Genomic DNA, 23,950 nt, shown 5'->3' on the forward strand with positions numbered 1-23,950 from the left:
GCCGGTTCAGCGACTGTCGCTGCCCTTCGCCTCCGCCGCCGCCCGGCCCGCCTCCAGACGGGCGACGGGGATGCGGAACGGCGAGCAGGACACGTAATCCAGGCCCACCTCGTGGAAGAAGTGCACCGATTCCGGGTCGCCGCCGTGCTCGCCGCAGACGCCGAGCTTCAGGTCCGGGCGGGTGGCCCGGCCGGCCGCAACGGCGCTGCGGACCAGCGAGCCGACGCCGTCCTTGTCGATCGTCTCGAACGGCGACACCCCGAAGATGCCCTTCTCCAGGTACGCGGTGAAGAACGAGGCCTCCACGTCGTCACGGGAGAAGCCCCACACCGTCTGCGTCAGGTCGTTCGTGCCGAAGGAGAAGAACTGTGCGGCCTCGGCGATCTGACCGGCGGTCAGCGCGGCGCGCGGCAGCTCGATCATGGTGCCGATGGTCAGCTTCAGCCGGGTACCGGTGGCGGCCTCGACCTCGGCGATGACCTGGTCGGCCTCCTCACGGACGATCTCCAACTCCTGGACCGTGCCGACGAGCGGAATCATGATCTCGGCGCGCGGATCGCCCTTGGCGTTCTTGCGCTCGGCCGCGGCCTCGGCGATCGCCCGTACCTGCATGGCGAACAGGCCGGGGATGACGAGACCGAGACGGACCCCGCGCAGACCGAGCATCGGGTTCTGCTCGTGCAGCTTGTGCACGGCCTGGAGCAGGCGCAGGTCGTTCTCGTTGGCATCCTTGCGGGACTCGGCGAGCGCGACCCGTACCGAGAGCTCGGTGATGTCGGGCAGGAACTCGTGCAGCGGCGGGTCGAGCAGCCGTACGGTGACGGGCAGTCCGTCCATCGCCTCGAACAGCTCGATGAAGTCGGCCCGCTGGAGCGGAAGCAGCTCTTCCAGCGCGGCCTCGCGCTCCGCGTCGGTGTCCGCGAGGATCAGCTTCTCGACCATCTCGCGGCGCTCGCCGAGGAACATGTGCTCGGTGCGGCACAGGCCGATGCCCTGGGCTCCGAAACGGCGGGCGCGCAGCGCGTCCTCGGCATTGTCGGCGTTGGCCCGCACCCGCAGCCGGCGCACCCGGTCCGCGTACGCCATGATCCGGTGCACGGCGGCGACCAGTTCGTCGGCGTCGTCGGCGCCCGCGTGCATCCGGCCCTCGAAGTACTCGACGACCGGGGACGGCACCACGGGGACCTCACCGAGGTACACCTTGCCGGTGGAGCCGTCGATGGAGACGACGTCGCCCTCCTCGATCACCCGTCCGCCCACGGTCATCCGGCGGCGCTTGGTGTCGACTTCGAGGTCCTCGGCACCGCAGACACAGGTCTTGCCCATGCCGCGTGCGACGACGGCGGCGTGCGAGGTCTTGCCGCCTCGCGAGGTCAGGATGCCCTCGGCCGCGATCATGCCGTCGAGGTCGTCGGGGTTGGTCTCGCGGCGGATGAGGATGACCTTCTCGCCGGACCGGGACCACTTCACCGCCGTGTACGAGTCGAAGACGGCCTTGCCGACCGCGGCGCCCGGCGAGGCGGCGATGCCCCGGCCCAGCAGCTCGGTGGCGGCTTCGTCGTCGAAGCGCGGGAACATCAGCTGTGCCAGCTGCGCCCCGTTGACCCGCTGGAGCGCCTCGGCCTCGTCGATCAGGCCCTGGTCGACGAGCTGGGTGGCGATCCGGAAGGCGGCACCGGCGGTGCGCTTGCCGACCCGGGTCTGGAGCATCCACAGCTGGCCGCGCTCGATGGTGAACTCGATGTCGCACAGGTCCTTGTAGTGCGTTTCGAGGGTTTCCATGATCTGCATCAGCTGGTCGTACGACTTCTTGTCGATCGACTCCAGCTCGGCAAGCGGCACGGTGTTGCGGATGCCGGCGACGACGTCCTCGCCCTGCGCGTTCTGCAGGTAGTCGCCGTAGACGCCCTGGTGCCCGCTGGCCGGGTCACGGGTGAAGGCGACGCCCGTACCGGAGTCGGGGCCGAGGTTGCCGAACACCATCGAGCAGACGTTGACGGCCGTGCCGAGGTCGCCGGGGATGCGCTCCTGGCGGCGGTAGAGCTTGGCCCGGTCGGTGTTCCACGAGTCGAAGACGGCCTTTATGGCCAGGTCCATCTGCTCGCGCGGGTCCTGCGGGAAGTCACGCCCGGCATCCCGCGAGACGATCTTCTTGAACTGCTTGACCAGCTTCTTCAGGTCGGCCGCGTCGAGATCCACATCGACGGTGACGCCCTTGGCCTCCTTCGCCGCCTCCAGCGCCTCCTCGAAGAGGTCGCCGTCGACACCGAGGACGGTCTTGCCGAACATCTGGATGAGGCGGCGGTAGGAGTCCCACGCGAACCGCTCGTCGCCGGCCTGGGTGGCGAGACCGGCCACGGACTCGTCGGACAGGCCGATGTTGAGGACCGTGTCCATCATGCCGGGCATCGAGAACTTCGCACCGGAGCGGACCGAGACCAGCAGCGGGTCGTCCGCCTGGCCGAGCTTCTTGCCCATCCGCGCCTCAAGGGCGTCGAGATGCGCGCTGACCTCGTCCCGGAGGTCCGCCGGCTCCTCGCCACTGTCGAGGTAGACCTTGCACGCCTCGGTGGTGATGGTGAAGCCCGGAGGGACGGGGAGCCCGAGATTGGTCATCTCGGCGAGGTTGGCACCCTTCCCGCCGAGGAGGTCCTTCAGATCCTTGTTGCCCTCGGTGAAGTCATAAACGAACTTCTGGCCCTGGGCCTCCCGGGATTCCGGGGTGGATACGTGGGGATCTTTGTTTTCCGACACGGGTCTCGACTCCTCGAGGACGCTGTGGCTGCCCTGACGGCGAGGAACATACCCAGATCGAAGGTGTCTGGGTACGTCCACTTGCGCGTCATGAGGCCTCAACCACCCGTACGCCAGCAGATCGAAAGTGACATGACCTGTCCCCCGATCGAAGGAATGCCTTCATTTCTTGAATGAATAAGCACTCAGTGCGACTGTAACCCGGCCAGCCGATCACACAGAGCACTGGAAGCGTCGATCGATCAAAGTGGAGCCCATTGGCACTGGGTGCCACCATTTGAGAAGTGCAGCTCCCAAATTTACGCTCATCTGAGCGCCTCGATTCTCAGAGTGGCGAGAATCACTCTGCGAGCTGCGCTCAAATGTCACCATCTGGACGCGCGAGTGCCGCCTATTGATCACGCGTTGATCATCAGGACACAGCCGAGCGTGAACAGACGCAGCGGCGCGAGGCACGATGCGGACCTATCGAGACTCACCGTGGCCGGATATCGCCGAATCCGGCCAGACATGGCGCTCAGATGAGCGAGATACATGGGGCGGCACGCGGTGCCTGTGTCGCCCCATGCTCCCGAGGGCCTCCGGAGGGCCGAAAGGGGCCCCGAAGGCCCGGGAAGGGCGCGAAAAGGGGCCCCGAAGATCCTGTGCGGCCTTCGGGGCCCCGGAAGAACCCGGGGGGCAGTCGTCAGCCGCCCGAGGTGTCCAGCTCCGCTTCCGCGCTGACGCCCGCGCAGTCGTACGGGTCCTTCAGCCAGCCGTCCGGCAGGACCACCCGGTTGTTGCCCGAGGTGCGTCCGCGCGGCCCGTCCGCGCCGTCCGGCCACGGCTGGTCCAGGTCCAGCTCCCGCAACTGCCCGCCCAGCTCCTCCAGCGACGAGGTGATCGCCAGTTTCTTGCGCATCTCCGAACCGACCGCGAAGCCCTTGAGGTACCAGGCGACATGCTTACGGAAGTCGATCACGCCACGGGTCTCGTCGCCGATCCACTCCCCCAGCAGCGTCGCATGCCGCAGCATCACGGTCGCGACCTCGCGGAGCGAGGGCGCCCGCCTCGTCTCCGTACCCTCGAAGGCGCTCACCAGGTCGCCGAACAGCCAGGGGCGGCCCAGGCAGCCGCGCCCCACGACCACGCCGTCGCAGCCGGTCTCGCGCATCATCCGGCGGGCGTCATCCGCGCACCAGATGTCGCCGTTGCCGAGGACGGGGATCTCCGGGACGTGCTCCTTGAGGCGGGCGATGGCGTCCCAGTCGGCGGTGCCGCCGTAGTGCTGGGCGGCCGTCCTGCCGTGCAGGGCGACGGCCGTGACGCCCTCCTCCACCGCGATCCGGCCCGCGTCGAGATAGGTGGTGTGGTCGTCGTCGATGCCCTTGCGCATCTTGATCGTGACAGGCAGATCACCCGCGTTGGAGACCGCCTGGTTGAGGATCGCGCGCAGCAGCGGCCGCTTGTACGGGAGCGCCGAGCCGCCGCCCTTGCGGGTCACCTTGGGGACCGGGCAGCCGAAGTTAAGGTCGATGTGGTCGGCGAGGTTCTCGTCGACGATCATGCGGACGGCCTTGCCGACGGTGACCGGGTCCACTCCGTACAGCTGGATCGAGCGCGGGGTCTCGCTCGCGTCGAAGTGGATGAGCTGCATGGTCTTCTCGTTGCGCTCGACCAGCGCCCGGGTGGTGATCATCTCGCTGACGAACAGCCCCTTGCCGCCGGAGAACTCCCGGCACAGGGTGCGGAACGGGGCATTGGTGATGCCGGCCATGGGGGCGAGCACCACCGGCGGCTGCACCGTGTGCGGGCCGATCCGGAGCAGCGGGGGCGAGGGGGCGAGCGTGGTCATTGCTCCATTGTCGCGTACGGCACGGAGCGGTCGGCCAGCAGAGTTCGTTAGTTAACCGTACTATCCATGTATGCCCGAGCTGAGCCCCCGCCGACGCCAGCTGGTACTGGCGATCTGCTGTATGAGCCTGCTGATCGTCAGCCTCGACAACACCGTCCTCAACGTCGCCCTGCCCTCCATGCAGAAGGAACTGCACGCCACCGTCGCGGGCATGCAGTGGACGATCGACGCCTACACCCTCGTCCTCGCCTCGCTGCTGATGCTCGCGGGCTCCACCGCCGACCGGATCGGGCGCCGGAAGATCTTCAAGATCGGGCTCGTCCTCTTCACTCTCGGCTCGGTCCTCTGCTCCCTGGCGCCGAACCTGGAGTCGCTCGTGGCGTTCCGGATGGTGCAGGCGGTGGGCGGCTCGATGCTGAATCCCGTCGCGATGTCGATCATCACCAACACCTTCACCGACCCGCGCGAGCGGGCCCGCGCCATCGGGGTGTGGGGCGGTGTCGTCGGCATCTCCATGGCGGCGGGCCCGGTGGTCGGCGGTCTGCTGGTGGATTCGGTCGGCTGGCGGTCGATCTTCTGGATCAATCTGCCGGTCGGTCTGGTCGCGCTGCTGCTCACCTGGCGGTACGTCCCCGAGTCGCGGGCCCCGAAGCCGCGCCGTCCCGACCCGGTGGGACAGCTGCTGGTGATCGCGCTGCTCGGTTCGCTGACGTACGCGATCATCGAGGCGCCCTCGGCGGGCTGGGACTCGCCGCGCATCCTGACGTTCGCCGCGCTCGCCGTCTGCGCGGTCGTCGGGCTCCTGCTGTACGAGCCCAGGCGCGCCGAGCCCCTCATCGATCTGCGGTTCTTCCACAGCGCCCCGTTCAGCGGGGCCACCGCCATAGCGGTCTGCGCGTTCGCCGCGCTGAGCGGGTTCCTCTTCCTCAACACGCTGTATCTGCAGAACGTGCGTGGTCTGAGCGCACTGCACGCCGGGCTCTACATGCTCCCGATGGCGGCCCTGACCTTTGTCTGCGCGCCCCTGTCAGGGCGGCTGGTCGGCAGCCGGGGGCCCCGGCTGCCGCTGCTCGTCGCAGGAGTGACCATGACGGCGTGCGGGCTGTTGTTCGCCGCGTTCGACGCGGAGACGGACAACGCCCTGCTGTTCATCGGCTATGTGCTGTTCGGCCTCGGCTTCGGCATGGTGAACGCGCCGATCACCAACACGGCCGTCTCCGGGATGCCGCGCTCGCAGGCCGGTGTGGCGGCGGCGGTCGCCTCGACCAGCCGGCAGGTCGGCGGGACGCTCGGGGTCGCCGTGATCGGTGCGGTGCTGGCGGCGGGAGTGGCCGGTACCGGGTCCCCGCGGGGCGCCGCGTACGCGGCCGCGTTCGTGGACGCCAGCAAGCCCGCCTGGTGGGTCCTCACGGGGTGCGGGGTGTGCGTCCTGCTGGTGGGGGCGCTGACCAGCGGGCACTGGGCGAGGGAGACGGCACGTCGGACCGCGGAGCGCCTGGAGGTGTCGGCGGGCGCCGCTGCCGGGACTCAGGCATCGGCGAGCTCCAGGGCGTGAAGACGGAGCAGCCGTTGCCGGGTCTCTTCGTCGGCGGGAGCGTACGTCACCATGCGAGGCCCGGCCGACGGGCCGAGCCACAGGTCGGTGTGGTCGAGGCGGAGCAGTCCGACATGGACGTTGCGGAAGATCTTGGTCCGGCCGCCGGGGCCCACCACCTCGTGCCGCGCCCAGATCTTCCGGAACTCCGGCGAGGCCGCCTCCAGCCGCCCCAGGAGCGCCTTCCAGGCGGGCTCGGCCAGATGCTCGGCCATCGCCCTGCGGAACTTGGCGGCCATCACCCGGTTCATCTCCGGGAGGTCCACGACGGCGGCGCGCCAGTCCGCGTTGGTGTAGGAGAGGATCATGCAGTTGCGGTCGTCGGGGTCGACGGCGTCCAGATCGCAGAGCAGCCGTCCGTAGGTCCGGTTGTACGCGAGGATGTCGTACCGGCTGTTCTGGATACAGGCCGGGAGAGGGTCCAGCTGCCGCAGCACCTCGCGCAGCGCCGGGGTGACGCTCGGGCAGTCCGCGCCGGGCGACGGGTCGACGGCACCGGCGAGCGAGAAGAGATGGCCGCGCTCGCTGCGGTCCAGCAACAGGGCACGGGCAAGTGCGTCGAGCACCTGGGGCGAGACCTGGATGTCGCGGGCCTGCTCCAGCCAGGTGTACCAGGTGACGCCGACAGCGGAGAGCTGGGCGACCTCCTCGCGGCGCAGGCCGGGGGTGCGACGGCGGCCACCGCGGGGCAGACCGACCTGCTCGGGGGTGATCCGCTCGCGCCGGCTGCGCAGGAATCCCGCGAGTTCATGCCTGCGGACGTCGGGCTCGGAGGGCTCGGGCCCCTTCGGGGCCGCTGTCCTCGGCACCCCGCGCACGTCGGACAACCCGCTCGCGGGCAACTCGCTCGCCATCCTCGTCATTCCTCCAGCGTGCCGAATGGCCCGGCGCTCTGCCAGGTGCCGCTTGTACCAGGATAAAGACTCTCTGGTACCAGGCTGAGAAGGCGGCGATTCTCGGTGGCGTGAGTGAATCAACTGTCCGCACGAAACCATCCGCCATCACCGCCCGAGTGGTCCGGCACGACCACCCCGCTCCGGTGCTCGGCGCGCTCGGTCTGTTCACCGTGCTTCTCGGCGCCGCGCTGCCGCTCATCGACTTCTTCATCGTGAATGTCGCCCTGCCGACGATCGACCACGACCTGAACGCGGGCCCCGCGCTGCTCGAACTGGTCGTCGCGGGCTACGGCCTGATCTATGCCGTCCTGCTCGTCCTCGGCGGCCGGCTCGGCGACATGGCCGGGCGGCGCCGGCTCTTCCTGCTGGGTATCGCCGCCTTCGGAATCACCTCGCTCGCCTGCGGGCTCGCGCCGGACGCCTGGACGCTCGTCGGGGCGCGGGTGGCGCAGGGCGCGGCGGCGGCGCTGATGCTGCCGCAGGTGCTCGCCACGATTCAGGCAGCCACGTCGGGGCACCGGCGGGCCCGGGCTCTGAGCCTGTACGGGGCGACGGCCGGGCTCTCCATGGTCACGGGCCAGATCCTCGGCGGAGTTCTGGTCGCCGCCGCACCGCTCTCGTCGGTGTTCGGCGAGAGCGCGGGCTGGCGCTCGGTGTTCCTGGTGAACGTTCCGGTGGCGGCGGTGGGACTGGTCCTGGCCGCCCGCGCCGTACCGGAGACCCGGTCGGAACGGCCCGCGCCGATCGACGTACCGGGCACGCTGCTGCTGACCGCGTCACTGGTGACGCTGCTCGCCCCGCTGACGGAGGGGCGTGCCGCGGGCTGGCCGCTGTGGACCTGGGTCTCGCTGGCCCTGTTCCCGTTCGCCGCGTACGCCTTCTACCGGGTCGAGCAGCGGGCCGACCGGCGCGGCCAGACCCCGTTGGTGCCGCCGAGCCTGCTGCGGCTGGAGTCGCTGCGGCGCGGGTTGGTGCTGGTGGTGCCGTTCTCGATCGGCTTCGGCGGTTTCATGTTCGTGATCGCGGTGGCGTTGCAGCAGGGCCTGGAGCTGGGCCCGGCGGCGGCGGGTCTCTCGTTGGCCCCGATGGCGGTGGCCTTCTTCGTGGCGTCGCTGGCGGGTCCGCGGCTGATCCTGCGGTACGGCAGCCGGGTCGTGACGGCCGGCGGGGTGATCCAGGCGGTGGGTGTGCTGGTGCTGGCGCTCAGCGTGTGGCGCGAGTGGTCCGGCCTCGGGCCGCTGGGGCTGATGCCGGGCGTCGCGATCGCGGGGTTCGGGCAGGGGCTGCAGTTGCCCGTCCTGTTCCGCATCGTGCTTTCCGACGTACCGGCCGCGCGTGCCGGTGTGGGCGGCGGGGTGATGACGACGACTCAGCAGGCCGCGCTGGCACTGGGCGTGGCCACGCTCGGCACGCTGTTCCTCTCCCTGGTCCCGGGCGCGGGTATGCGGGACGCGCTGATCGTGACGCTGCTGGTCCAGTTGGCCGCGGTGGTGCTGACGACGCTGCTGAGTCTGCGGCTGCCGCGCAGGGTGGCGTGAGCACGCGGGCGCGGGGCGCGGACAAGGGCGTGGGCCCGGATCACTTCAGGTGATCCGGGCCCACGGTCGTACGGGTGATCAGGAGGCGTCAGCTCTGCGCCGAGCCGTCCTGCTCGGACGCGCTCGGCTGCGCGGTGTCGTCCGACGACGGCCCGGCCTGGGCGGAGTCGGAGGCGGAGGCGGGTCCCGACTGCGCACGCTCCCGCATCTTGCGCAGCAGTTCCTGCTTCTGGTCGGCGGCCGCCTTGCGGTCGGCATCGCGCGCGGGGCCCGCGCCCTGCTGCTCGGCGCGGGACAGCTTCTTGCGCTGTCCGCCCACACCGAGGAGGTTGTTGCGGCTCTTGGCCACGGTGTTCTCCCATTCGTGGTGAGAATTGAGGTCTGAGGTGACCTGGAATCGGTCCGATGTGCGGCGGGTGGTCAGGCCCGCCGCACTCTCACTCGTAGATCTGGAAGAACGAAGACATGCCCGAACCGTACCCCGGCCGGAACGGGCTCAGCACCCGATTTTTCACCGGGGCGGCGCCCGTGCCGGCCCCGCGCCGACAGACAGCGGCTGCGGTCGGCCCGCTCAGGCGGTCGGGTCGACCGTTGCCTGGTGCGCCTCGGCGGACAGTGTGCAACGAAGCCCCCGGTTCCGTACGGGGTACGGAACCGGGGGCTTCGCCGGGAAACCGCGGTGCGTCAGCAGCCCAGCAGCCGGGCGCCGAGGTAGGCCTGGATCTGGTCCAGGGAGACGCGCTCCTGCTTCATGGTGTCGCGCTCGCGCACGGTCACCGCGTTGTCGTCGAGGGTGTCGAAGTCGACGGTGACGCAGAACGGCGTACCGATCTCGTCCTGGCGGCGGTAACGGCGGCCGATGGCGCCCGCGTCGTCGAACTCGATGTTCCAGTTCTTCCGCAGGTCGGTGGCGAGGCCCTTGGCCTTCGGCGACAGCTGCGGGTTGCGGGACAGCGGCAGGACGGCGACCTTGACCGGCGCGAGGCGCGGGTCGAGACGCATCACGGTGCGCTTCTCCATGACGCCCTTGGCGTTGGGCGCCTCGTCCTCGATGTAGGCGTCGAGGAGGAAGGCGAGCATCGCGCGGCCGACACCGGCCGCCGGCTCGATGACGTACGGAGTCCAGCGCTCGCCGGCCTCCTGGTCGAAGAAGGAAAGGTCCGTGCCCGAGGCCTTGGAGTGCGCCTTGAGGTCGTAGTCCGTGCGGTTGGCGACGCCCTCCAGCTCGCCCCACTCGCTGCCGCCGAAGCGGAAGCGGTACTCGATGTCAGCGGTGCGCTTGGAGTAGTGCGAGAGCTTCTCCGCCGGGTGCTCGTACCAGCGCATGTTCTCCTCGCGCATGCCCAGATCCGTGTACCAGTTCCAGCGCTGGTCCATCCAGTACTGCTGCCACTCCTCGTCCTCGCCCGGCTTGACGAAGAACTCCATCTCCATCTGCTCGAACTCGCGGGTCCGGAAGATGAAGTTGCCCGGAGTGATCTCGTTCCGGAAGGACTTGCCCATCTGGGCGATACCGAACGGCGGCTTCTTGCGCGAAGTCTGCTGCACCTGGCCGAAGTTGGTGAAGATGCCCTGCGCGGTCTCGGGACGCAGGTAGGCGACGGAGCCGGAGTCCTGGGTCGGGCCGAGGTGCGTGGAGAGCAGACCCGAGAACTGCTTGGGCTCGGTGAAGGTGCCCTTGTTGCCGCAGTTGGGGCAGTTGAGCTCGGTCAGGCCGTTCGCGGGAGCGTGGCCGTGCTTCTCCTCGTACGCCTCCTCCAGGTGGTCGGCGCGGAAGCGCTTGTGGCAGGAGGTGCACTCGGTCAGCGGGTCGGTGAACGTGGCGACATGGCCGGAGGCGACCCACACCTCGGGGGCCAGGATGACCGACGAGTCGAGACCGACCACGTCCTCGCGCGAAGTGACCATGTAGCGCCACCACTGGCGCTTGAGGTTCTCCTTCATCTCCACGCCCAGCGGCCCGTAGTCCCAGGCGGCGCGCTGACCACCGTAGATCTCACTGCAGGGATAGACGAAGCCACGGCGCTTGCTCAGGCTGACGATGGAGTCGATCTTGTCGGCGGCCACGGTGCTCTCTTCATTACGACGACGAAATTGGACAGGGGTGGCGCGAAGCGCCTCGGTGGGGGGTGGTGGTCGTGAGACGGGCGGGCGAATACCCCAGATTACCGGCGGGCACGCCCCTGGGATCAAATCGGTATCGGCGCGGACGGCCGAGGGGTCATCTCATCAGCCTTGTTGACAATCGTTTCCAGTTTTGTTGAAAATGACTGTCATGAACGTAAGCCGCCTCATACCCACCGCCGCCGTCGCCGGAGCAGTCGTCCTCGGTCTCACCGCGCTCACCGCCTGCTCCTCCTCGGACGCCGCCGACCACAAGAACGGCGGGAAGCTGAACGTGGTGGCCTCGTTCTATCCGATGCAGTTCCTGGCCGAGCAGATCGGCGGGAAGCACGTCTCCGTCACCACGCTGACCAAGCCGGGCGTCGAGCCGCACGATCTGGAGCTCACCCCGCGGCAGATCGGCGGACTCTCCGACGCCGACTACGTCCTGTACCTCAAGGGCATCCAGCCGGCCGTGGACGACGCCGTCAAGCAGTCCGGCGCGAAGGACGTCGTCGACGCGTCGAAGCTCACCACGCTGGAGGACCACGGCACCGAGACCGGCGCCGACGAGCACGGCCACGAACACCACGGCGACGCGGCCGGGGCCGACCCGCACATCTGGCTGGACCCGGTGAAGTACGCCGAGGTCGCCAAGGGCGTCGGGAAGTCGCTGGAGAAGACCGACCCCGACCACGCCGCGGACTACCGCAAGAACACGGACGCGCTGGTCACCAAGCTCGACGGCCTGAACACGGCGTACGAGAACGGCCTGAAGAACACCACGACCAAGACCTTCATCACCACCCACGCCGCCTTCGGGTACCTCGCCGAGCGCTACGGCCTGACCCAGGAGGGCATCGCCGGCATCGACCCCGAGGCCGAGCCCAGCCCCGCCCGGATCAAGGAGATCCACACCATCGCGGAGCAGAACAAGGTCTCCACCGTATTCTTCGAGACGCTCGCCAGCGACAAGACCGCGAAGACCCTCGCCAAGGACACCGGCCTGAAGACCGACGTCCTGGACCCGCTGGAGGGAATCACGGACAAGTCCAAGGGCGCTGACTACATCGAAGTCATGCAGTCCAACCTCGCCGCCCTGCAGAAGGCGCTCGGCGCGAAGTGATCCACGCAACACCCGTCACAGCAGCATCGGAGTCGCTCATGCCCGAGCCCGGGAGCACCACGACCGAACCCGTGATAGCCCTGCGCGGCGCCACTGCCACGCTCGGCGCGCGTCCGGTGCTGCGCGGCATCGACGTGACCATCCGCCGCGGCGAGGTCGTCGCCCTGCTCGGCGCCAACGGCTCCGGCAAGTCGACCGCCGTACGCTCCGTCATCGGCCAGGTCCCGCTCACCGGCGGCTCCGTCGAGCTGTTCGGCACCTCGCTGCGCCGCTTCCGCTCCTGGGCGCGCGTCGGATACGTACCCCAGCGCACCACGGCGGCCGGCGGTGTCCCCGCCACGATCCGTGAGGTCGTCACCTCGGGACGCCTGTCCCGTACGAAGCTGGGCCTGCTCCGCAAGGCCGACCGGGCCGCCGTCGACCGGGCCATCGACCTCGTCGGCCTCGCCGACCGGGCCAAGGACTCGGTGAACGCGCTCTCCGGCGGCCAGCACCAGCGGGTGCTGATCGCCCGGGCGCTGGCCGCCGAACCGGAGCTGCTGATCATGGACGAGCCGATGGCCGGCGTCGACCTGGCCAGCCAGGAGATCCTCGCCGCGACGCTCCGCGAACAGGTCGCGGCCGACACCACGGTGCTGCTCGTGCTGCACGAGCTCGGCCCGCTGGAGCCGCTGATCGACCGCGCGATCGTGCTGCGCGACGGCTGTGTGATGCACGACGGGCCGCCCCCGAAGGCACTGGGCCAGCACGCCCTGCCCGGCCACGACCACGTACACCCCCACGCGGCCTCCGAGCCCGTCCGGACGGGACTGCTGAGCTGATCATGGAATTCCTCGACCCTCCCTTCATGCAGCGGGCCCTGCTCGCCGCCGTACTGGTCGGCGTCATCGCCCCTGCCGTCGGCATCTACCTCGTCCAGCGCCGCCAGGCCCTGATGGGCGACGGCATCGGCCACATCGCGATGACCGGTGTCGGCCTCGGCTTCCTGCTCTCCACCAGCCCGGTGTGGATGGCCACGGCGGTCGCCGTCGTCGGATCCGTCGCTATGGAGCTGATCCGCTGGTACGGACGCACCCGCGGCGACATCGCGCTGGCCATGCTGTTCTACGGCGGCATGGCGGGCGGTGTCCTGCTGATCAACCTCTCCGACACCGGCTCCAACGCCAACCTCACCTCGTACCTCTTCGGCTCCCTGTCCACGGTCTCCACCGAGGACATCACCGCGATCTGTCTGCTGGCCGCCTTCGTGCTGCTGGTGACGCTGGGGCTGCGACGGCAACTGTTCGCGGTCAGCCAGGACGAGGAGTTCGCCCGGGTCACCGGGCTGCCGGTGCGGGCGCTGAATCTGCTGGTGGCCGTGACGGCGGCGGTGACCGTCACCGTGGCGATGCGGGTCGTCGGGCTGCTGCTGGTCAGCGCGCTGATGGTGGTGCCGGTCGCGGCCGCGCAGCAGATCTCCAGGTCCTTCAAGGTGACCTTCGTGCTGTCGGTCGTCATCGGTACGGCGGTGACCCTGGCGGGCACCGTGACCTCGTACTACCAGGACGTCCCGCCCGGCGCGACGATCGTGCTGCTGGCCATCGTGGTCTTCGTCGGCCTGACGCTGCTCGCGACCCCGCTGGCCAGAAGGCGCGCCCGGCACAGCGAAGCCGCGTCCGGGGAGTGCACTCTGGAGGTACCGGCCTCCCGCCCGGCCCCGGACGAGGTCAGGATTTGACCGTGCCGCCCGGGCGGGCTGGCACAATGGCCCGACACAGGTACGGGCGACACGAGGAGGCTGCTGTGGCGACGGCGCCGATCAGTGGAACGAACGCGGCCCCGGTACGCGGCCGGTCGACCCGGCAGCGGGCGGCGGTGGCGGCGGCGCTCGACGAAGTGGACGAGTTCCGCAGCGCCCAGGAGCTGCACGACGTGCTCAAGCACCGCGGTGACTCGGTGGGGCTGACCACCGTCTACCGCACTCTTCAGTCCCTCGCCGACGCGGGCGAGGTCGATGTGCTGCGCACCACGGACGGCGAGTCCGTGTACCGGCGCTGCTCGACCGGGGACCACCATCACCATCTGGTGTGCCGGATGTGCGGCAAGGCCGTGGAGGTCGAGGGGCCCGCGGTGGAGCAGTGGGCGGAGACCATCGCCGCGCAGCACGGGTATGTGAACGTGGCCCACACGGTGGAGATCTTCGGAACGTGCGCGGAGTGCGCGGCCGCGAAGGAGTGACGACGACGGCCCGGGGGCGCTGCCCCCGGGCCCGCGCCGCTCAGCTCGTCGGCTCCTGAGCCGCCTCCACCGCGCCGCCGAAGCGCCGGTCCCGCTGGGCGTACTCCAGGCAGGCCCGCCACAGGTCGCGGCGGTCGAAGTCCGGCCAGAGAACGTCCTGGAAGACCATCTCGGCGTAGGCGCTCTGCCAGATCAGGTAGTTGGACGTGCGCTGCTCGCCGCTGGGGCGGACGAAGAGGTCGACGTCCGGCATGTCCGGGTAGTAGATGTACTTCGCGAACGTCTTCTCGTTGACCTTGGACGGGTCCAGCTTCCCGGCCGCGACGTCCTGCGCGATGCGCTGCGCGGCGTCGGCGATCTCGGCCCGGCCGCCGTAGTTGACGCAGAAGTACAGCGTCATTTTGTCGTTGTCCTTCGTCTGCTCCTGGGCGACCTGGAGCTCCTGGACGACGGACTTCCACAGTTTGGGCATGCGCCCCACCCAGCGGATGCGGATGCCCAGTTCGTCCATCTCGTCACGGCGGCGGCGGATGACGTCCCGGTTGAAGTTCATCAGGAACTTCACTTCCTCTGGGGACCGCTTCCAGTTCTCGGTGGAGAACGCGTACAGCGAGAGGTTCTTGACGCCCATCTCGATGCAGCCCTTGAGGACGTCCATGACGACGCCCTCGCCGACCTTGTGCCCCTCGGTGCGCGGGAGGCCGCGCTCCTTGGCCCAGCGGCCGTTGCCGTCCATCACGACGGCGATGTGCTTGGGCACCAGCTCGCCGGGGATCTTCGGGGGCGTGGCACCGGAAGGGTGCGGCTCCGGGATCTTGTAGTCGCGCCGGTTACGGCCGCCGAGCATCCCACGTACTGCCATGAGCTTCTCTCGTCTCTCTGTGTCACCTGGTAATCGAAGGATGCCCGTACTTCAGGCCGGGGAGGAATCCGACTTCCCCCGTAGCGGGGCAACGGCAAGGGAATCGCCGCTGGGCGATGCCCCGTCCACCGTAACGTCGCTGAGGCCGCCCTCGATCAGGTGCAGGATCTCGGAGTTGATCGACCGCCGGTCTGCAGCCGCCTGGACCTTCAGTCGTGCGTGCAAGTCATCTGGGATACGCAGAGCGAAACGAATCATGATGCTATCATGATGCCATGGCGACATCAAAGGAAGCCGAGGCGACCGAGCTTGCCCGGTACACCTACCGGCTTCGCGTGTCGCCCACCGCTCACACCGCTCTGAACGCCGAGTGGGACTGCTGCCGGTGGATCTGGAACGAGTGCGTGGCAAAGTCGAAGGCCGTCCACACGCTCAACCGGGCGACGGGCGAGAAGTTGACGTGCGGCCCGGCACAGCTCGACAAGATGCTGACCGAGGCCCGCGCCTGCACTCCATGGCTGGCCAAGGGCTCCTCGGTACCTCAGCAGCAGCTCATCCGGGATTTCGCGAAGTCCCGGGCGAAGGCGCTGAAGGACATCAAGGACCGGCTGCCCATGCACCGCCGGGCCGGAATGCCCAAGTACAGGAAGAAGCACGAGTCACTTCCCACGCTGAACTACACCCGTCGGGGGTTCCGTCTCAAGGACCGGCACCTGCATCTCGCCGGAGGCATCACCTTGACCGTGGTGTGGTCGCGAGAGCTGCCCGCCGCGCCGTCCAGTGTGCGCGTGTACCAGGATGCTCTGGGCCACTGGTACGCCTCCTTCGTCGTCCCCACCCAAGTGGACCCCCTCCCGCCGACTGGTGCTGTGCTCGGGATCGACTGGGGCGTGAAAGAAACCGCCACCACCACCAACGACGCCCACGACCTTCCCCACGCCCAGCACGGGCGAGACGCTCAGGTGAAACTAACCCGCTACCAGCGGATGATGGCCCGACGCCGCCCCGCCAGAGGACGGGCCGCCTCCAAGGGCTACCGCAAGGCGAAGAGGCAGACGGCGAAGCTGCACAAGAAGGTGGCCCGGCAGCGACAGGACACCTGCCGCAAGTGGGCCAAGAAGGTTGTACGCGCCCACGACGCCTTGGCCGTCGAGGACTTCCACCCGAAGTTCCTCGCACGGTCGACCATGGCACGCAAGGCGGCCGACGCCGCGATCGGCACCACGAAACAGACCCTGATCGAGATGGCCCGCAAGCACGGTCGGGACGTCCACCTCGTACACCCTGCGCACACCACCATGGACTGCGCACAGTGCGGAGCAACCAAGCACGCACTCCCCCTCTCCGAAAGGACATACGCCTGCACCGCGTGCGGAGTCTTATCCCCCAGGGATAAGAATTCTGCCCGCGTCATGCTGATCCGGGCTGGTCTCGTACCCGGCTGGTGCTGATCGTGTAAGACCTGCGCGCCCGCCGGGCCGCAGGCAACGTGAGCCAGGAATTCCCCTCGTTTGCGAGGGGGAGGAGTCAATTCTCTACGTACCGCAGTGAGCGCAGTCCGCGCTCCAGATGCCAGTGCAGATAGGCGGACACCAGTCCGCTCCCCTCCCTGACATGACGCGCCTCGCACGCGTCCGCCGTGTCCCAGTCGCCGGTGAGCAGCGCGCTCAGCAGCGTGACGGCCTCAGCCGAGGGTACGACGCTGCCGGGCACCCGGCAGTCGCCGCATATGACGCCGCCGGCCGCGACGGAGAAGAACCGGTTCGGTCCGGGCATTCCGCACTTCGCGCAGTCCTCGAAGCTGGGTGCGTAGCCGTTGACGGCGAGCGAACGCAGCAGGAAGGCGTCGAGGACGAGATGCGGCTCGTGTTCGCCGCGGGCCAGGGTGCGCAGCCCTCCGACGAGCAGCAGGTACTGCTGGACCGCAGGCTCGCCCTCGTGGTCGGTGAACCGTTCGGCGGTCTCCAGCATGGCGGTGCCCGCGGTGTAGCGGGCGTAGTCGGTGACGATGCCGCCGCCGTACGGGGCGATCGTCTCGCTCTGGGTGCAGAGCGGCAGTCCGCGGCCGATCAGTTCGCTGCCCCGGGCGAAGAACTGAACATCGACGTGGGAGAAGGGTTCCAGCCGCGCCCCGAACTTGGACTTCGTGCGCCGCACCCCGCGCGCGACGGCCCGCACCCGGCCGTGGCCGCGGGTCAGGATCGTGATGATCCGGTCGGCCTCGCCCAGCTTCTGCGTGCGCAGCACCACGCCGTCGTCCCGGAACAAGCTCATGCGTCCATTGTCCGGTACGGGGACGGCTCATCGGGCCCGCCCCCCGGGCCGGGGCCGCTCACCTGCCGTCCGCCTCGCCGGCGGCGGGTACGACCAGGCCCGATTCGTACGCGACGATCACCAGCTGGGCCCGGTCGCGGGCGCCGACCTTGCCCGTGATCCGGCTGACATGGGTCTTCGCGGTGAGCGGACCGAGGCCGAGGGCCCCGGCGATCTCGGCGTTGTTCAGCCCGCGCCCGACCAGGCAGAGGACCTGACGCTCCCGGTCGGAGAGCCGGTCCGGGCCCCCGGGCACCGGGGCGGGGCCGGGCGGCCCGGACCATCGCCGGGACGGGGCCGTTCAGGACGGGGTACGCGCCGCCGCCGCGAGGAGCCGGGCCGTGTCCTCGGCGCAGAGTTGCAGCGCCCCGCCGACCGTGGTCAGCACCTCGCGCTCCGCCTGCCCGTAAGGGCCGTCGGCGAGCGCGATCCTGGCGCCCTGCAGCAGGATCGATTCGCGCCCGGCGGGGGCCAGATGCGGGGCGAGGGGTTCCAGTGCCTCGTGCAGTTCGATGGCGAGGGCCGCTCCGCAGGCCTCGGCCGCCGGATCGAAGGCGGAGCCGTGGCCGATGTCGGCGGAGAGGACCTCGACGACGGTGGAGAGCTGTTCCTCCGTGCAGTCGTCGAATCCGGCGTCGCGCACGGTGGTGGCCGCGGTCTCCAGGACCGCGCGGGAGGCGGTGCCGCCGGCCGCGAGTACGCCGAGCGCGACCGTGTGGACGGCGTCCCGGAGCATCGCGGAGAACCGGGTGGTGGTGGGGTGGTCGAGCACGTCGGTGCCGAAGTGGGCCCGGCAGGCGGCGCATTCGACGACGGGGCCCGCGGTGCCGCGCCGCAGCGTCGGCACTCCGAGCACCGTGAAGCGTCGACGGCCGGTGAGGCGGCGGTAGTTGCGGTCGCCGCCGCAGCCGGGGCAGAAGAACTCGCCGTCGCCGACGGGGTCCCAGACGGTGCGGATGCCGCAGATACGCAGCTTCATGGCGCGTTGTCCCAGGGCTGACCGCACGTCGCACACCTCCGTAACACTCCGGCAACATTGCCGTGTCGACGTGATGTTAACCACAGTCGCGATGTGCCGTCAGTACCTCGATCGTCACAACCCCCGGAGATGGCCGAACCCCGCCCCCCGGAGGCGGGTGGGGCGGGGTCTTCGGCCGTGCGGCTTCAGGCCCTTTCGGGCACCGGGTCAGCGGGTGGCGCGGTTGACGGCCGAGACGACCGCCTTCAGCGAGGCACGCGTGGTGTTGGCGTCGATACCGATGCCCCACAGGACCTTTCCGTCGATCGCGCACTCGATGTACGAGGCGGCCTGGGAGCTGGCGCCCTCACTCATGGTGTGCTCGGTGTAGTCCAGCAGCCGGGCGTCGATGCCGATGGCCTGCAGCGCTTCGAAGAACGCGGAGATCGGTCCGTTGCCGGTGCCGGTCAGCACGGTGTCCGTACCGTCCACGGTCGCCTCGACGGTGATCGTGTCCCGGCCGTCGGAGCCGGTCGTGGTCTGGCCGGAGCGGATCTGCACGCGTCCCCATTGAGCCGCGGCGTCGCCCGGGTTCGGCAGGTACTCGTCCTGGAACGTGGACCAGATCTGCGTCGGCGTGACCTCGCCGCCCTCGGCATCGGTCTTGGCCTGAATGATCCGGGAGAACTCGATCTGCATCCGGCGCGGCAGGTCCAGCTTGTGGTCGTTCTTCAGGACGTAGGCGATTCCGCCCTTGCCGGACTGCGAGTTGACCCGGATGACGGCCTCGTAACTGCGGCCGACGTCCTTCGGGTCGATCGGCAGGTACGGCACCGCCCACTCGAGATCGTCGACGGTCTTGCCCCGGGCGGCCGCGTCGGCCTCCATGGCGTCGAAGCCCTTCTTGATGGCGTCCTGGTGGGAGCCGGAGAAGGCGGTGTAGACCAGGTCGCCCGCGTAGGGGTGGCGCGGGTGGACCTCCATCTGGTTGCAGTACTCGCTGGTGCGGCGGATCTCGTCGATCTGCGAGAAGTCGATCTGCGGGTCGACACCCTGCGAGAACAGGTTCATGCCCAGGGTTACCAGGTCGACGTTGCCGGTGCGCTCGCCCTGGCCGAACAGGCAGCCCTCGATCCGGTCCGCACCGGCCATGACGGCCAGTTCCGCGGCGGCGACGGCGGTGCCGCGGTCGTTGTGCGGGTGGACCGACAGGCAGATGTGCTCGCGGCGCGACAGGTTGCGCGACATCCACTCGAACCGGTCCGCGTGCGTGGACGGGGTCGAACGCTCCACGGTGGCGGGCAGGTTGAGGATGATCTCGCGGCCCTCCTCCGGCTGCCAGACGTCACAGACCGCCTCGCAGACCTCCAGGGCGAAGTCCAGCTCGGTGTCGGTGAAGATCTCGGGGCTGTACTGGTAGCCGAAGATCGTCTCCGGGCCCAGCAGCTTCTCCGCGTACTCCATGACCAGCCGGGTGCCGTCCACGGCGATCTGCTTGATGTCGTCCTTCGAGCCGCGGAAGACGACCCGGCGGAAGGTTGGCGCCGTCGCGTTGTACAGGTGCACGGTCGCGCGGTGGGCGCCGACGAGGGACTCCACGGTCCGCTCGATCAGATCCTCGCGGGCCTGCGTCAGGACGGAGATCGTCACGTCCTCGGGGATCGCGCCCTCTTCGATGATGGAGCGGACGAACGCGAAGTCGGTCTCGCCGGAGGACGGGAAGCCGACCTCGATCTCCTTGTAGCCCATGCGTACGAGCAGATCGAACATCTCGCGCTTGCGGGCCGGCGACATCGGGTCGATCAGGGCCTGGTTGCCGTCGCGCAGGTCGGTGGAGAGCCAGCGGGGCGCGACGGTGATCCGGTTGTCCGGCCAGGTGCGGTCGGGGATCTCGACGGCCTCGTACCGGCCGTACTTGTGGACCGGCATCCCGGACGGCTTCTGCAGCTGAGTGGCGTTGGTGATCGGCGTGGGGCGGCCGACAGCGGTTTCAGTAGCGGGCTGAGCGGGATTGACGACGGTCATGGCGTACGGCTCCTCGGGGGTCCAACCAATGGGACGGCCGACTGTGTCGCTGCAACACCAGACTCCGCGGGGAGGGGGTCGGCCTACGACTACAGGCCCTCGCCGCGGCAGCTAAGAAGAAGCAGCCCGAAACGCATGATGCGAAGAGCGTAGCCGAGAGGCGTCTGATGCGTCCGTCCCGTATCAGTATGCGGGACCGGACGTCGGAAACGCCCAAGAGTGATCAATCACTCCATTTCATCAATCCTGGTCGCAACCAGTGACATCACGATTACTCGGTGCCACAGTCGAATGCATGCAGCCTCAGTCTCAGCGCGGGTTCCACCCCGTCTTCTGCACCATCGTGCCGCCCCATGTCCTCGACAAGCTGTCGCAGTCCGACAACCCCGATCTGGCGGGCCCCGCCCGCCGCACCCTGGAGAGCGACGCCGCCCGCCGCACCCGCCGCCAGATGGCCACGGTCGTCACCGTGCCCACCGCGACCGAGGGGGAAGCCTCCGACAAGCCCGACCGGACCCTGTACGACTGCCGCCACCGCACCCGGCTGCCCGGCACCAAGGTCCGCGCCGAGGGCCAGGAGCCGACGAAGGACGCGAGCGTCAACCGCGCGTACGCGGGACTCGGAGCCACCTTCGAGCTGCTGCTCAAGGCGTACGGCCGCCGTTCGATCGACGGCAACGGGCTGCCGCTGATCGGTTCGGTGCACTACGACGAGAAGTACAACAACGCCTTCTTCGACGGCGAGCAGATGGTCTTCGGCGACGGGGACGGCGAGATCTTCCTGGACTTCACCGTCGCCATCGACGTGATCGCCCACGAGCTGACGCACGGCCTCACCCAGTACACCGCCAATCTGAGCTACTACGGCCAGTCCGGCGCGCTCAACGAATCGATGTCCGACGTCTTCGGCTCCCTGGTCAAGCAGTACTCACTGGGCCAGAGCGCCGACCAGGCCGACTGGCTGATCGGCGCCGGACTGCTGGCCCCCGGCGTCCAGGGCGACGCCCTGCGCTCCATGAAGGCGCCGGGAACCGCGTACGACGACGACGTGCTCGGCAAGGATCCGCAGCCGGCGAAGATGGAGGACTACGTCCGTACCAGCGAGGACAACGGCGGAGTGCACCTCAATTCCGGCATCCCGAACCGCGCGTTCTATCTGCTGGCGACGGCACTCGGCGGCAATGCGTGGGAGCGGGCCGGGCAGCTCTGGTTCGATGTGCTCACAGGTGGTCAACTGGCCGTGGACGCGGACTTCGCGTCCTTCGCCCGGTTGACGGTGGCCGCGGCCCGCAGCCGCTTCGGGGAAGGCGACGAGGCGGAGGCGGTCCTGAAGGCATGGTCGGAGGTGGGCGTACCGACCGCGTAGCGCACACAGAGGGCATTCCCGGGCCCGTCCGGCGATGGAGGACACCACATGCGGATCCAGGTCAGCAGGACCGGCGGCTTCGCCGGCATCGCACGCCACCGCGAGGTCGACACCACCGGACGGGCCGACGCCGGGGAGTGGGAGGCCCTGGCCGAATCGGCGCTGGCCGCGGGCCACGACACCCCGCCCCCGGGCGTCCCGGACGGCTTCCGGTACCGGATCACGATCGGCGACCGCACGATCCACTGCGCGGACCCGAAGCTCACCGACGCCCAGCGCGCACTGATCTCACGCGTCCTGAAGGAGGGCGCGTGAAAGGGGCGTACGCCGCCTGACTCCGCGGTCAGAACCCCAGCTTCCGCAGTTGCTTCGGGTCGCGCTGCCAGTCCTTGGCCACCTTCACATGCAGGTCCAGGAAGACCGGCGTCCCGAGCAGGGCCTCGATGTGCTTGCGCGACTTCGTGCCGACGTCCTTCAGCCGCTTGCCCTTCGGGCCGATGATGATGCCCTTCTGGCTGGGGCGCTCGATGTAGACGTTGGCGTGGATGTCGAGCAGCGGCTTGTCCGCCGGGCGGTTCTCGCGCGGCAGCATCTCCTCGACGACGACCGCGATGGAGTGCGGCAGCTCGTCCCGTACGCCTTCGAGCGCGGCCTCCCGGATCAGCTCCGCGACCATGACCATCTCGGGCTCGTCGGTGAGGTCGCCCTCCGGGTAGAGCGGCGGGCTCTCCGGGAGCAGCGGGGCGATCAGGTCGGCGAGAAGGTCGACCTGGCTGTCCTTCACCGCGGAGACCGGAATGATCTCTGCCCATTCGAAGCCGAGCTCCTCGCCGAGGCGGGAGACGGCGAGCAGCTGTTCGGCGAGCTGCTTGGAGTCGACCAGGTCGGTCTTGGTGATGACGGCGATCTTCGGGGTCTTCTTGATGCCCGCGAGTTCCTTGACGATGTACTTGTCGCCGGGGCCGAGCTTCTGGTCGGCGGGCAGGCAGAAGCCGATGACGTCGACCTCGGCCCAGGTGGTCCGTACGACGTCGTTGAGACGCTCGCCCAGCAGCGTGCGCGGCTTGTGGAGGCCGGGGGTGTCGACCAGGATCAGCTGGGCGTCCTCGCGGTGCACGATGCCACGCACGGTGTGCCGGGTGGTCTGGGGCCGGTTGGAGGTGATCGCCACCTTCTGGCCGACCAGAGCGTTCGTGAGGGTGGACTTGCCCGCGTTGGGGCGGCCCACGAAGCAGGCGAAGCCGGCCCGGTGGGGGGCGTTGTTCGCAGCCTGCTGGGCAGCGGCTTCTGTGTCAGGTCGAACGCTCATGGCGCCCATTGTCCCCGATCCTGGCGGCCCCGCCGTACCAACCGCCGCGGCGGGGCCCGTACCGCGCCGTCTCAGGCCTTGGAGGAGCGGCTCCGACGGGCCCGTATCCACATCCCGGTACCCCCGCCGACGATCACCAGCAGGAACCCGGCCACCAGCCAGGGCAGCGCGAAGTACGGGGCGGCGGCGGACTCGCGGGTGTCCCGGGCGCTCGCGGTCACTTTGATCTCGCCCCATTCCAGCTGCGGCGCGTCGGCCCACTGTTCGGTCAGCCGGACCCGCTGGCGGGGCAGCAGCTCGGAGGGGATCCCCTTCAGGTCGCGGGCGAGCAGGGTGCGGCCGAAGAGTCCCTCGGCCCTGAGGGCGACCTCGGGGTTGAGGGTGACATTGCCCCGGTTGTGGAGCGTGTAGGAGATGACGGCCCGGCTCTTCCCGGTGCCCGGGACCAGCGGCTGGCTGTGCTCGACCCGGACGTCGTCCACGGAGAGCGCGGGCATGGTCGGCCCGTTCACCCGCAGATAGATCCGCGCGCCGACCGCCTTGCGGATGCCGACGGCGACGGCCCCCGCGTCGGCCGGGTCGATGCGTTCGTCGAGGGCGACGAGCGCGCCGGGGTGGTCGCCCGGCTCGGCGTCCTCCGGGACGGTGATGGTGAGCGGGACGGTGACGGAGCCGTGCGGCCGCACGGTGACCCGGTCGCGGTCGGTCCTCGCCCAGGCGCCGACCGAGCGCTGCTTCTCGTTCTGCGCGCGGACGGCGAATCCGCCGTCGCGTGCGGTGTTGTACGCGTCGGCCGCGTACAGCCGGAAGGTCTGCGGCCGGTCCGTCTTGTTGGTGACGGTGACCTTGTCGTCGAGCGTGGCACCGGGATCGGCGGAGAGGTAGAAGTACGGGCGCTGACCGGCCTGTGTGGTGGCCGGGTAGACCGACCAGCTGCCGTTGTCCGCGGCGTGGGCCGCGGGGGCGCCGGCCAGCAGGAGGACGCCGGCCAGCAGGAGTACGTACAGCTTGCGCACGGTGTGAGGCCTCCAGGTTGGTCGGTCGGGGGTCGGGAC

Annotated in this window: 20 protein-coding genes and 2 pseudogenes; 9 read left to right on the forward strand and 13 right to left on the reverse strand. The window is 69.3% G+C overall.

What is annotated here, in order from left to right:
• Positions 1 to 6: 6 nt before the first annotated feature.
• Entirely contained in the window at positions 7 to 2,754 is a 2,748-nt protein-coding gene (ppdK, locus tag ACZ7L9_RS03780; RefSeq protein WP_471412218.1) for a pyruvate, phosphate dikinase, read from the reverse strand.
• Positions 2,755 to 3,439: 685 nt separating this feature from the next.
• Complete coding sequence (dusB, locus tag ACZ7L9_RS03785) at positions 3,440 to 4,588, reverse strand: tRNA dihydrouridine synthase DusB (protein WP_471412220.1); 1,149 nt, start codon at positions 4,586 to 4,588, stop codon at positions 3,440 to 3,442.
• A gap of 70 nt (positions 4,589 to 4,658) precedes the next feature.
• Here dusB and ACZ7L9_RS03790 point away from each other — a divergent pair, with 70 nt between their 5' ends.
• Entirely contained in the window at positions 4,659 to 6,143 is a 1,485-nt protein-coding gene (locus ACZ7L9_RS03790) for an MFS transporter (RefSeq protein ID WP_471412221.1), read from the forward strand.
• Here ACZ7L9_RS03790 and ACZ7L9_RS03795 read toward each other — a convergent pair.
• Positions 6,116 to 7,045, reverse strand: coding sequence for a helix-turn-helix transcriptional regulator (locus ACZ7L9_RS03795; protein ID WP_471412223.1), 930 nt, complete (start codon positions 7,043 to 7,045; stop codon positions 6,116 to 6,118). The two genes, ACZ7L9_RS03790 and ACZ7L9_RS03795, sit on opposite strands and share 28 nt — an antisense overlap.
• A 101-nt stretch (positions 7,046 to 7,146) precedes the next feature.
• On the opposite strand from ACZ7L9_RS03795, the gene ACZ7L9_RS03800 reads away from it, so the two are divergent.
• The gene (locus tag ACZ7L9_RS03800) at positions 7,147 to 8,616 is read left to right on the forward strand and encodes an MFS transporter (protein WP_471412224.1); all 1,470 of its coding nucleotides are present in this window, start codon (positions 7,147 to 7,149) and stop codon (positions 8,614 to 8,616) included.
• Positions 8,617 to 8,704: 88 nt separating this feature from the next.
• On the opposite strand, the gene ACZ7L9_RS03805 is transcribed toward ACZ7L9_RS03800, so the two are convergent.
• Both ACZ7L9_RS03805 and ACZ7L9_RS03810 read right to left on the reverse strand, forming a co-directional pair.
• Positions 8,705 to 8,965, reverse strand: coding sequence for a DUF6243 family protein (locus ACZ7L9_RS03805; RefSeq protein ID WP_471412225.1), 261 nt, complete (start codon positions 8,963 to 8,965; stop codon positions 8,705 to 8,707).
• 335 nt (positions 8,966 to 9,300) lie between these two features.
• Positions 9,301 to 10,683: a glycine--tRNA ligase gene (locus ACZ7L9_RS03810; RefSeq protein ID WP_471412227.1), complete on the reverse strand. Its 1,383-nt coding sequence runs from the start codon at positions 10,681 to 10,683 to the stop codon at positions 9,301 to 9,303.
• Positions 10,684 to 10,891: 208 nt separating this feature from the next.
• Here ACZ7L9_RS03810 and ACZ7L9_RS03815 point away from each other — a divergent pair, with 208 nt between their 5' ends.
• The 4 genes from ACZ7L9_RS03815 (at position 10,892) to ACZ7L9_RS03830 (ending at position 14,062) form a co-directional block, all read left to right on the forward strand.
• On the forward strand, positions 10,892 to 11,845 hold the full coding sequence (locus ACZ7L9_RS03815) for a metal ABC transporter substrate-binding protein (protein WP_471412229.1): 954 nt from the start codon (positions 10,892 to 10,894) through the stop codon (positions 11,843 to 11,845).
• Positions 11,846 to 11,883: 38 nt separating this feature from the next.
• Complete coding sequence (locus ACZ7L9_RS03820) at positions 11,884 to 12,666, forward strand: metal ABC transporter ATP-binding protein (RefSeq protein ID WP_471412230.1); 783 nt, start codon at positions 11,884 to 11,886, stop codon at positions 12,664 to 12,666.
• A gap of 2 nt (positions 12,667 to 12,668) precedes the next feature.
• Entirely contained in the window at positions 12,669 to 13,562 is an 894-nt protein-coding gene (locus tag ACZ7L9_RS03825; protein WP_471412232.1) for a metal ABC transporter permease, read from the forward strand.
• A 65-nt stretch (positions 13,563 to 13,627) separates the two neighbouring features.
• Positions 13,628 to 14,062: a Fur family transcriptional regulator gene (locus tag ACZ7L9_RS03830; RefSeq protein WP_471412234.1), complete on the forward strand. Its 435-nt coding sequence runs from the start codon at positions 13,628 to 13,630 to the stop codon at positions 14,060 to 14,062.
• Between the two features lie 40 nt (positions 14,063 to 14,102).
• Here ACZ7L9_RS03830 and ACZ7L9_RS03835 read toward each other — a convergent pair whose 3' ends face one another.
• Together ACZ7L9_RS03835 and ACZ7L9_RS03840 are read right to left on the reverse strand one after the other, a co-directional pair.
• Complete coding sequence (locus tag ACZ7L9_RS03835) at positions 14,103 to 14,924, reverse strand: isoprenyl transferase (RefSeq protein ID WP_471412235.1); 822 nt, start codon at positions 14,922 to 14,924, stop codon at positions 14,103 to 14,105.
• A 51-nt stretch (positions 14,925 to 14,975) separates the two neighbouring features.
• Positions 14,976 to 15,209, reverse strand: coding sequence for a FitA-like ribbon-helix-helix domain-containing protein (locus tag ACZ7L9_RS03840; RefSeq protein WP_471412236.1), 234 nt, complete (start codon positions 15,207 to 15,209; stop codon positions 14,976 to 14,978).
• Between ACZ7L9_RS03840 and ACZ7L9_RS03845 the strand changes: the two are divergent.
• A pseudogene (locus ACZ7L9_RS03845) lies at positions 15,200 to 16,475 on the forward strand (RNA-guided endonuclease InsQ/TnpB family protein). The gene ACZ7L9_RS03840 and the pseudogene ACZ7L9_RS03845 sit on opposite strands and share 10 nt — an antisense overlap.
• Here ACZ7L9_RS03845 and recO read toward each other — a convergent pair.
• From recO to leuA, 4 genes and pseudogenes are all read right to left on the reverse strand, one after another.
• On the reverse strand, positions 16,452 to 17,198 hold the full coding sequence (recO, locus tag ACZ7L9_RS03850) for a DNA repair protein RecO (RefSeq protein WP_471412238.1): 747 nt from the start codon (positions 17,196 to 17,198) through the stop codon (positions 16,452 to 16,454). The pseudogene ACZ7L9_RS03845 and the gene recO sit on opposite strands and share 24 nt — an antisense overlap.
• Before the next feature lie 58 nt (positions 17,199 to 17,256).
• Positions 17,257 to 17,499, reverse strand: a pseudogene (locus ACZ7L9_RS03855) (response regulator transcription factor); the annotation flags it as partial.
• Between the two features lie 39 nt (positions 17,500 to 17,538).
• Positions 17,539 to 18,216 (reverse strand): TerB family tellurite resistance protein, encoded by a 678-nt coding sequence (locus ACZ7L9_RS03860; protein WP_471412239.1) that lies wholly within the window; start codon positions 18,214 to 18,216, stop codon positions 17,539 to 17,541.
• 207 nt (positions 18,217 to 18,423) lie between these two features.
• The gene (leuA, locus tag ACZ7L9_RS03865; RefSeq protein WP_471412241.1) at positions 18,424 to 20,220 is read right to left on the reverse strand and encodes a 2-isopropylmalate synthase; all 1,797 of its coding nucleotides are present in this window, start codon (positions 20,218 to 20,220) and stop codon (positions 18,424 to 18,426) included.
• A gap of 295 nt (positions 20,221 to 20,515) precedes the next feature.
• Between leuA and ACZ7L9_RS03870 the strand changes: the two genes are divergently transcribed.
• A complete protein-coding gene (locus ACZ7L9_RS03870) occupies positions 20,516 to 21,586 on the forward strand; it encodes a M4 family metallopeptidase (protein WP_471412242.1) in 1,071 nt (356 codons plus the stop codon).
• 48 nt (positions 21,587 to 21,634) lie between these two features.
• Entirely contained in the window at positions 21,635 to 21,901 is a 267-nt protein-coding gene (locus tag ACZ7L9_RS03875; RefSeq protein WP_383756340.1) for a protealysin inhibitor emfourin, read from the forward strand.
• Between the two features lie 28 nt (positions 21,902 to 21,929).
• Here ACZ7L9_RS03875 and era read toward each other — a convergent pair whose 3' ends face one another.
• Together era and ACZ7L9_RS03885 are read right to left on the reverse strand one after the other, a co-directional pair.
• Positions 21,930 to 22,904, reverse strand: a complete 975-nt coding sequence (gene era, locus ACZ7L9_RS03880) for a GTPase Era (protein WP_471412244.1) — start codon at positions 22,902 to 22,904, stop codon at positions 21,930 to 21,932.
• Between the two features lie 62 nt (positions 22,905 to 22,966).
• Positions 22,967 to 23,911: a WxL protein peptidoglycan domain-containing protein gene (locus ACZ7L9_RS03885; protein WP_471412245.1), complete on the reverse strand. Its 945-nt coding sequence runs from the start codon at positions 23,909 to 23,911 to the stop codon at positions 22,967 to 22,969.
• Between the last annotated feature and the right edge of the window lie 39 nt (positions 23,912 to 23,950).

It is taken from the genome of Streptomyces sp. NPDC111516 (genome assembly GCF_055635345.1).

Coding starts and splice junctions, on each gene's coding strand:
- dusB (WP_471412220.1), bottom strand. CDS start 4,588: ATGACCACGCTCGCCCCCTCGCCCCCGCTGCTCCGGATCGGCCCGCAC.
- ACZ7L9_RS03790 (WP_471412221.1), top strand. CDS start 4,659: ATGCCCGAGCTGAGCCCCCGCCGACGCCAGCTGGTACTGGCGATCTGC.
- ACZ7L9_RS03795 (WP_471412223.1), bottom strand. CDS start 7,045: ATGACGAGGATGGCGAGCGAGTTGCCCGCGAGCGGGTTGTCCGACGTG.
- ACZ7L9_RS03815 (WP_471412229.1), top strand. CDS start 10,892: ATGAACGTAAGCCGCCTCATACCCACCGCCGCCGTCGCCGGAGCAGTC.
- ACZ7L9_RS03820 (WP_471412230.1), top strand. CDS start 11,884: ATGCCCGAGCCCGGGAGCACCACGACCGAACCCGTGATAGCCCTGCGC.
- ACZ7L9_RS03825 (WP_471412232.1), top strand. CDS start 12,669: ATGGAATTCCTCGACCCTCCCTTCATGCAGCGGGCCCTGCTCGCCGCC.
- ACZ7L9_RS03835 (WP_471412235.1), bottom strand. CDS start 14,924: ATGGCAGTACGTGGGATGCTCGGCGGCCGTAACCGGCGCGACTACAAG.
- ACZ7L9_RS03840 (WP_471412236.1), bottom strand. CDS start 15,209: ATGTCGCCATGGCATCATGATAGCATCATGATTCGTTTCGCTCTGCGT.
- recO (WP_471412238.1), bottom strand. CDS start 17,198: ATGAGCTTGTTCCGGGACGACGGCGTGGTGCTGCGCACGCAGAAGCTG.
- ACZ7L9_RS03860 (WP_471412239.1), bottom strand. CDS start 18,216: ATGAAGCTGCGTATCTGCGGCATCCGCACCGTCTGGGACCCCGTCGGC.
- leuA (WP_471412241.1), bottom strand. CDS start 20,220: ATGACCGTCGTCAATCCCGCTCAGCCCGCTACTGAAACCGCTGTCGGC.
- ACZ7L9_RS03870 (WP_471412242.1), top strand. CDS start 20,516: ATGCAGCCTCAGTCTCAGCGCGGGTTCCACCCCGTCTTCTGCACCATC.
- ACZ7L9_RS03875 (WP_383756340.1), top strand. CDS start 21,635: ATGCGGATCCAGGTCAGCAGGACCGGCGGCTTCGCCGGCATCGCACGC.
- era (WP_471412244.1), bottom strand. CDS start 22,904: ATGGGCGCCATGAGCGTTCGACCTGACACAGAAGCCGCTGCCCAGCAG.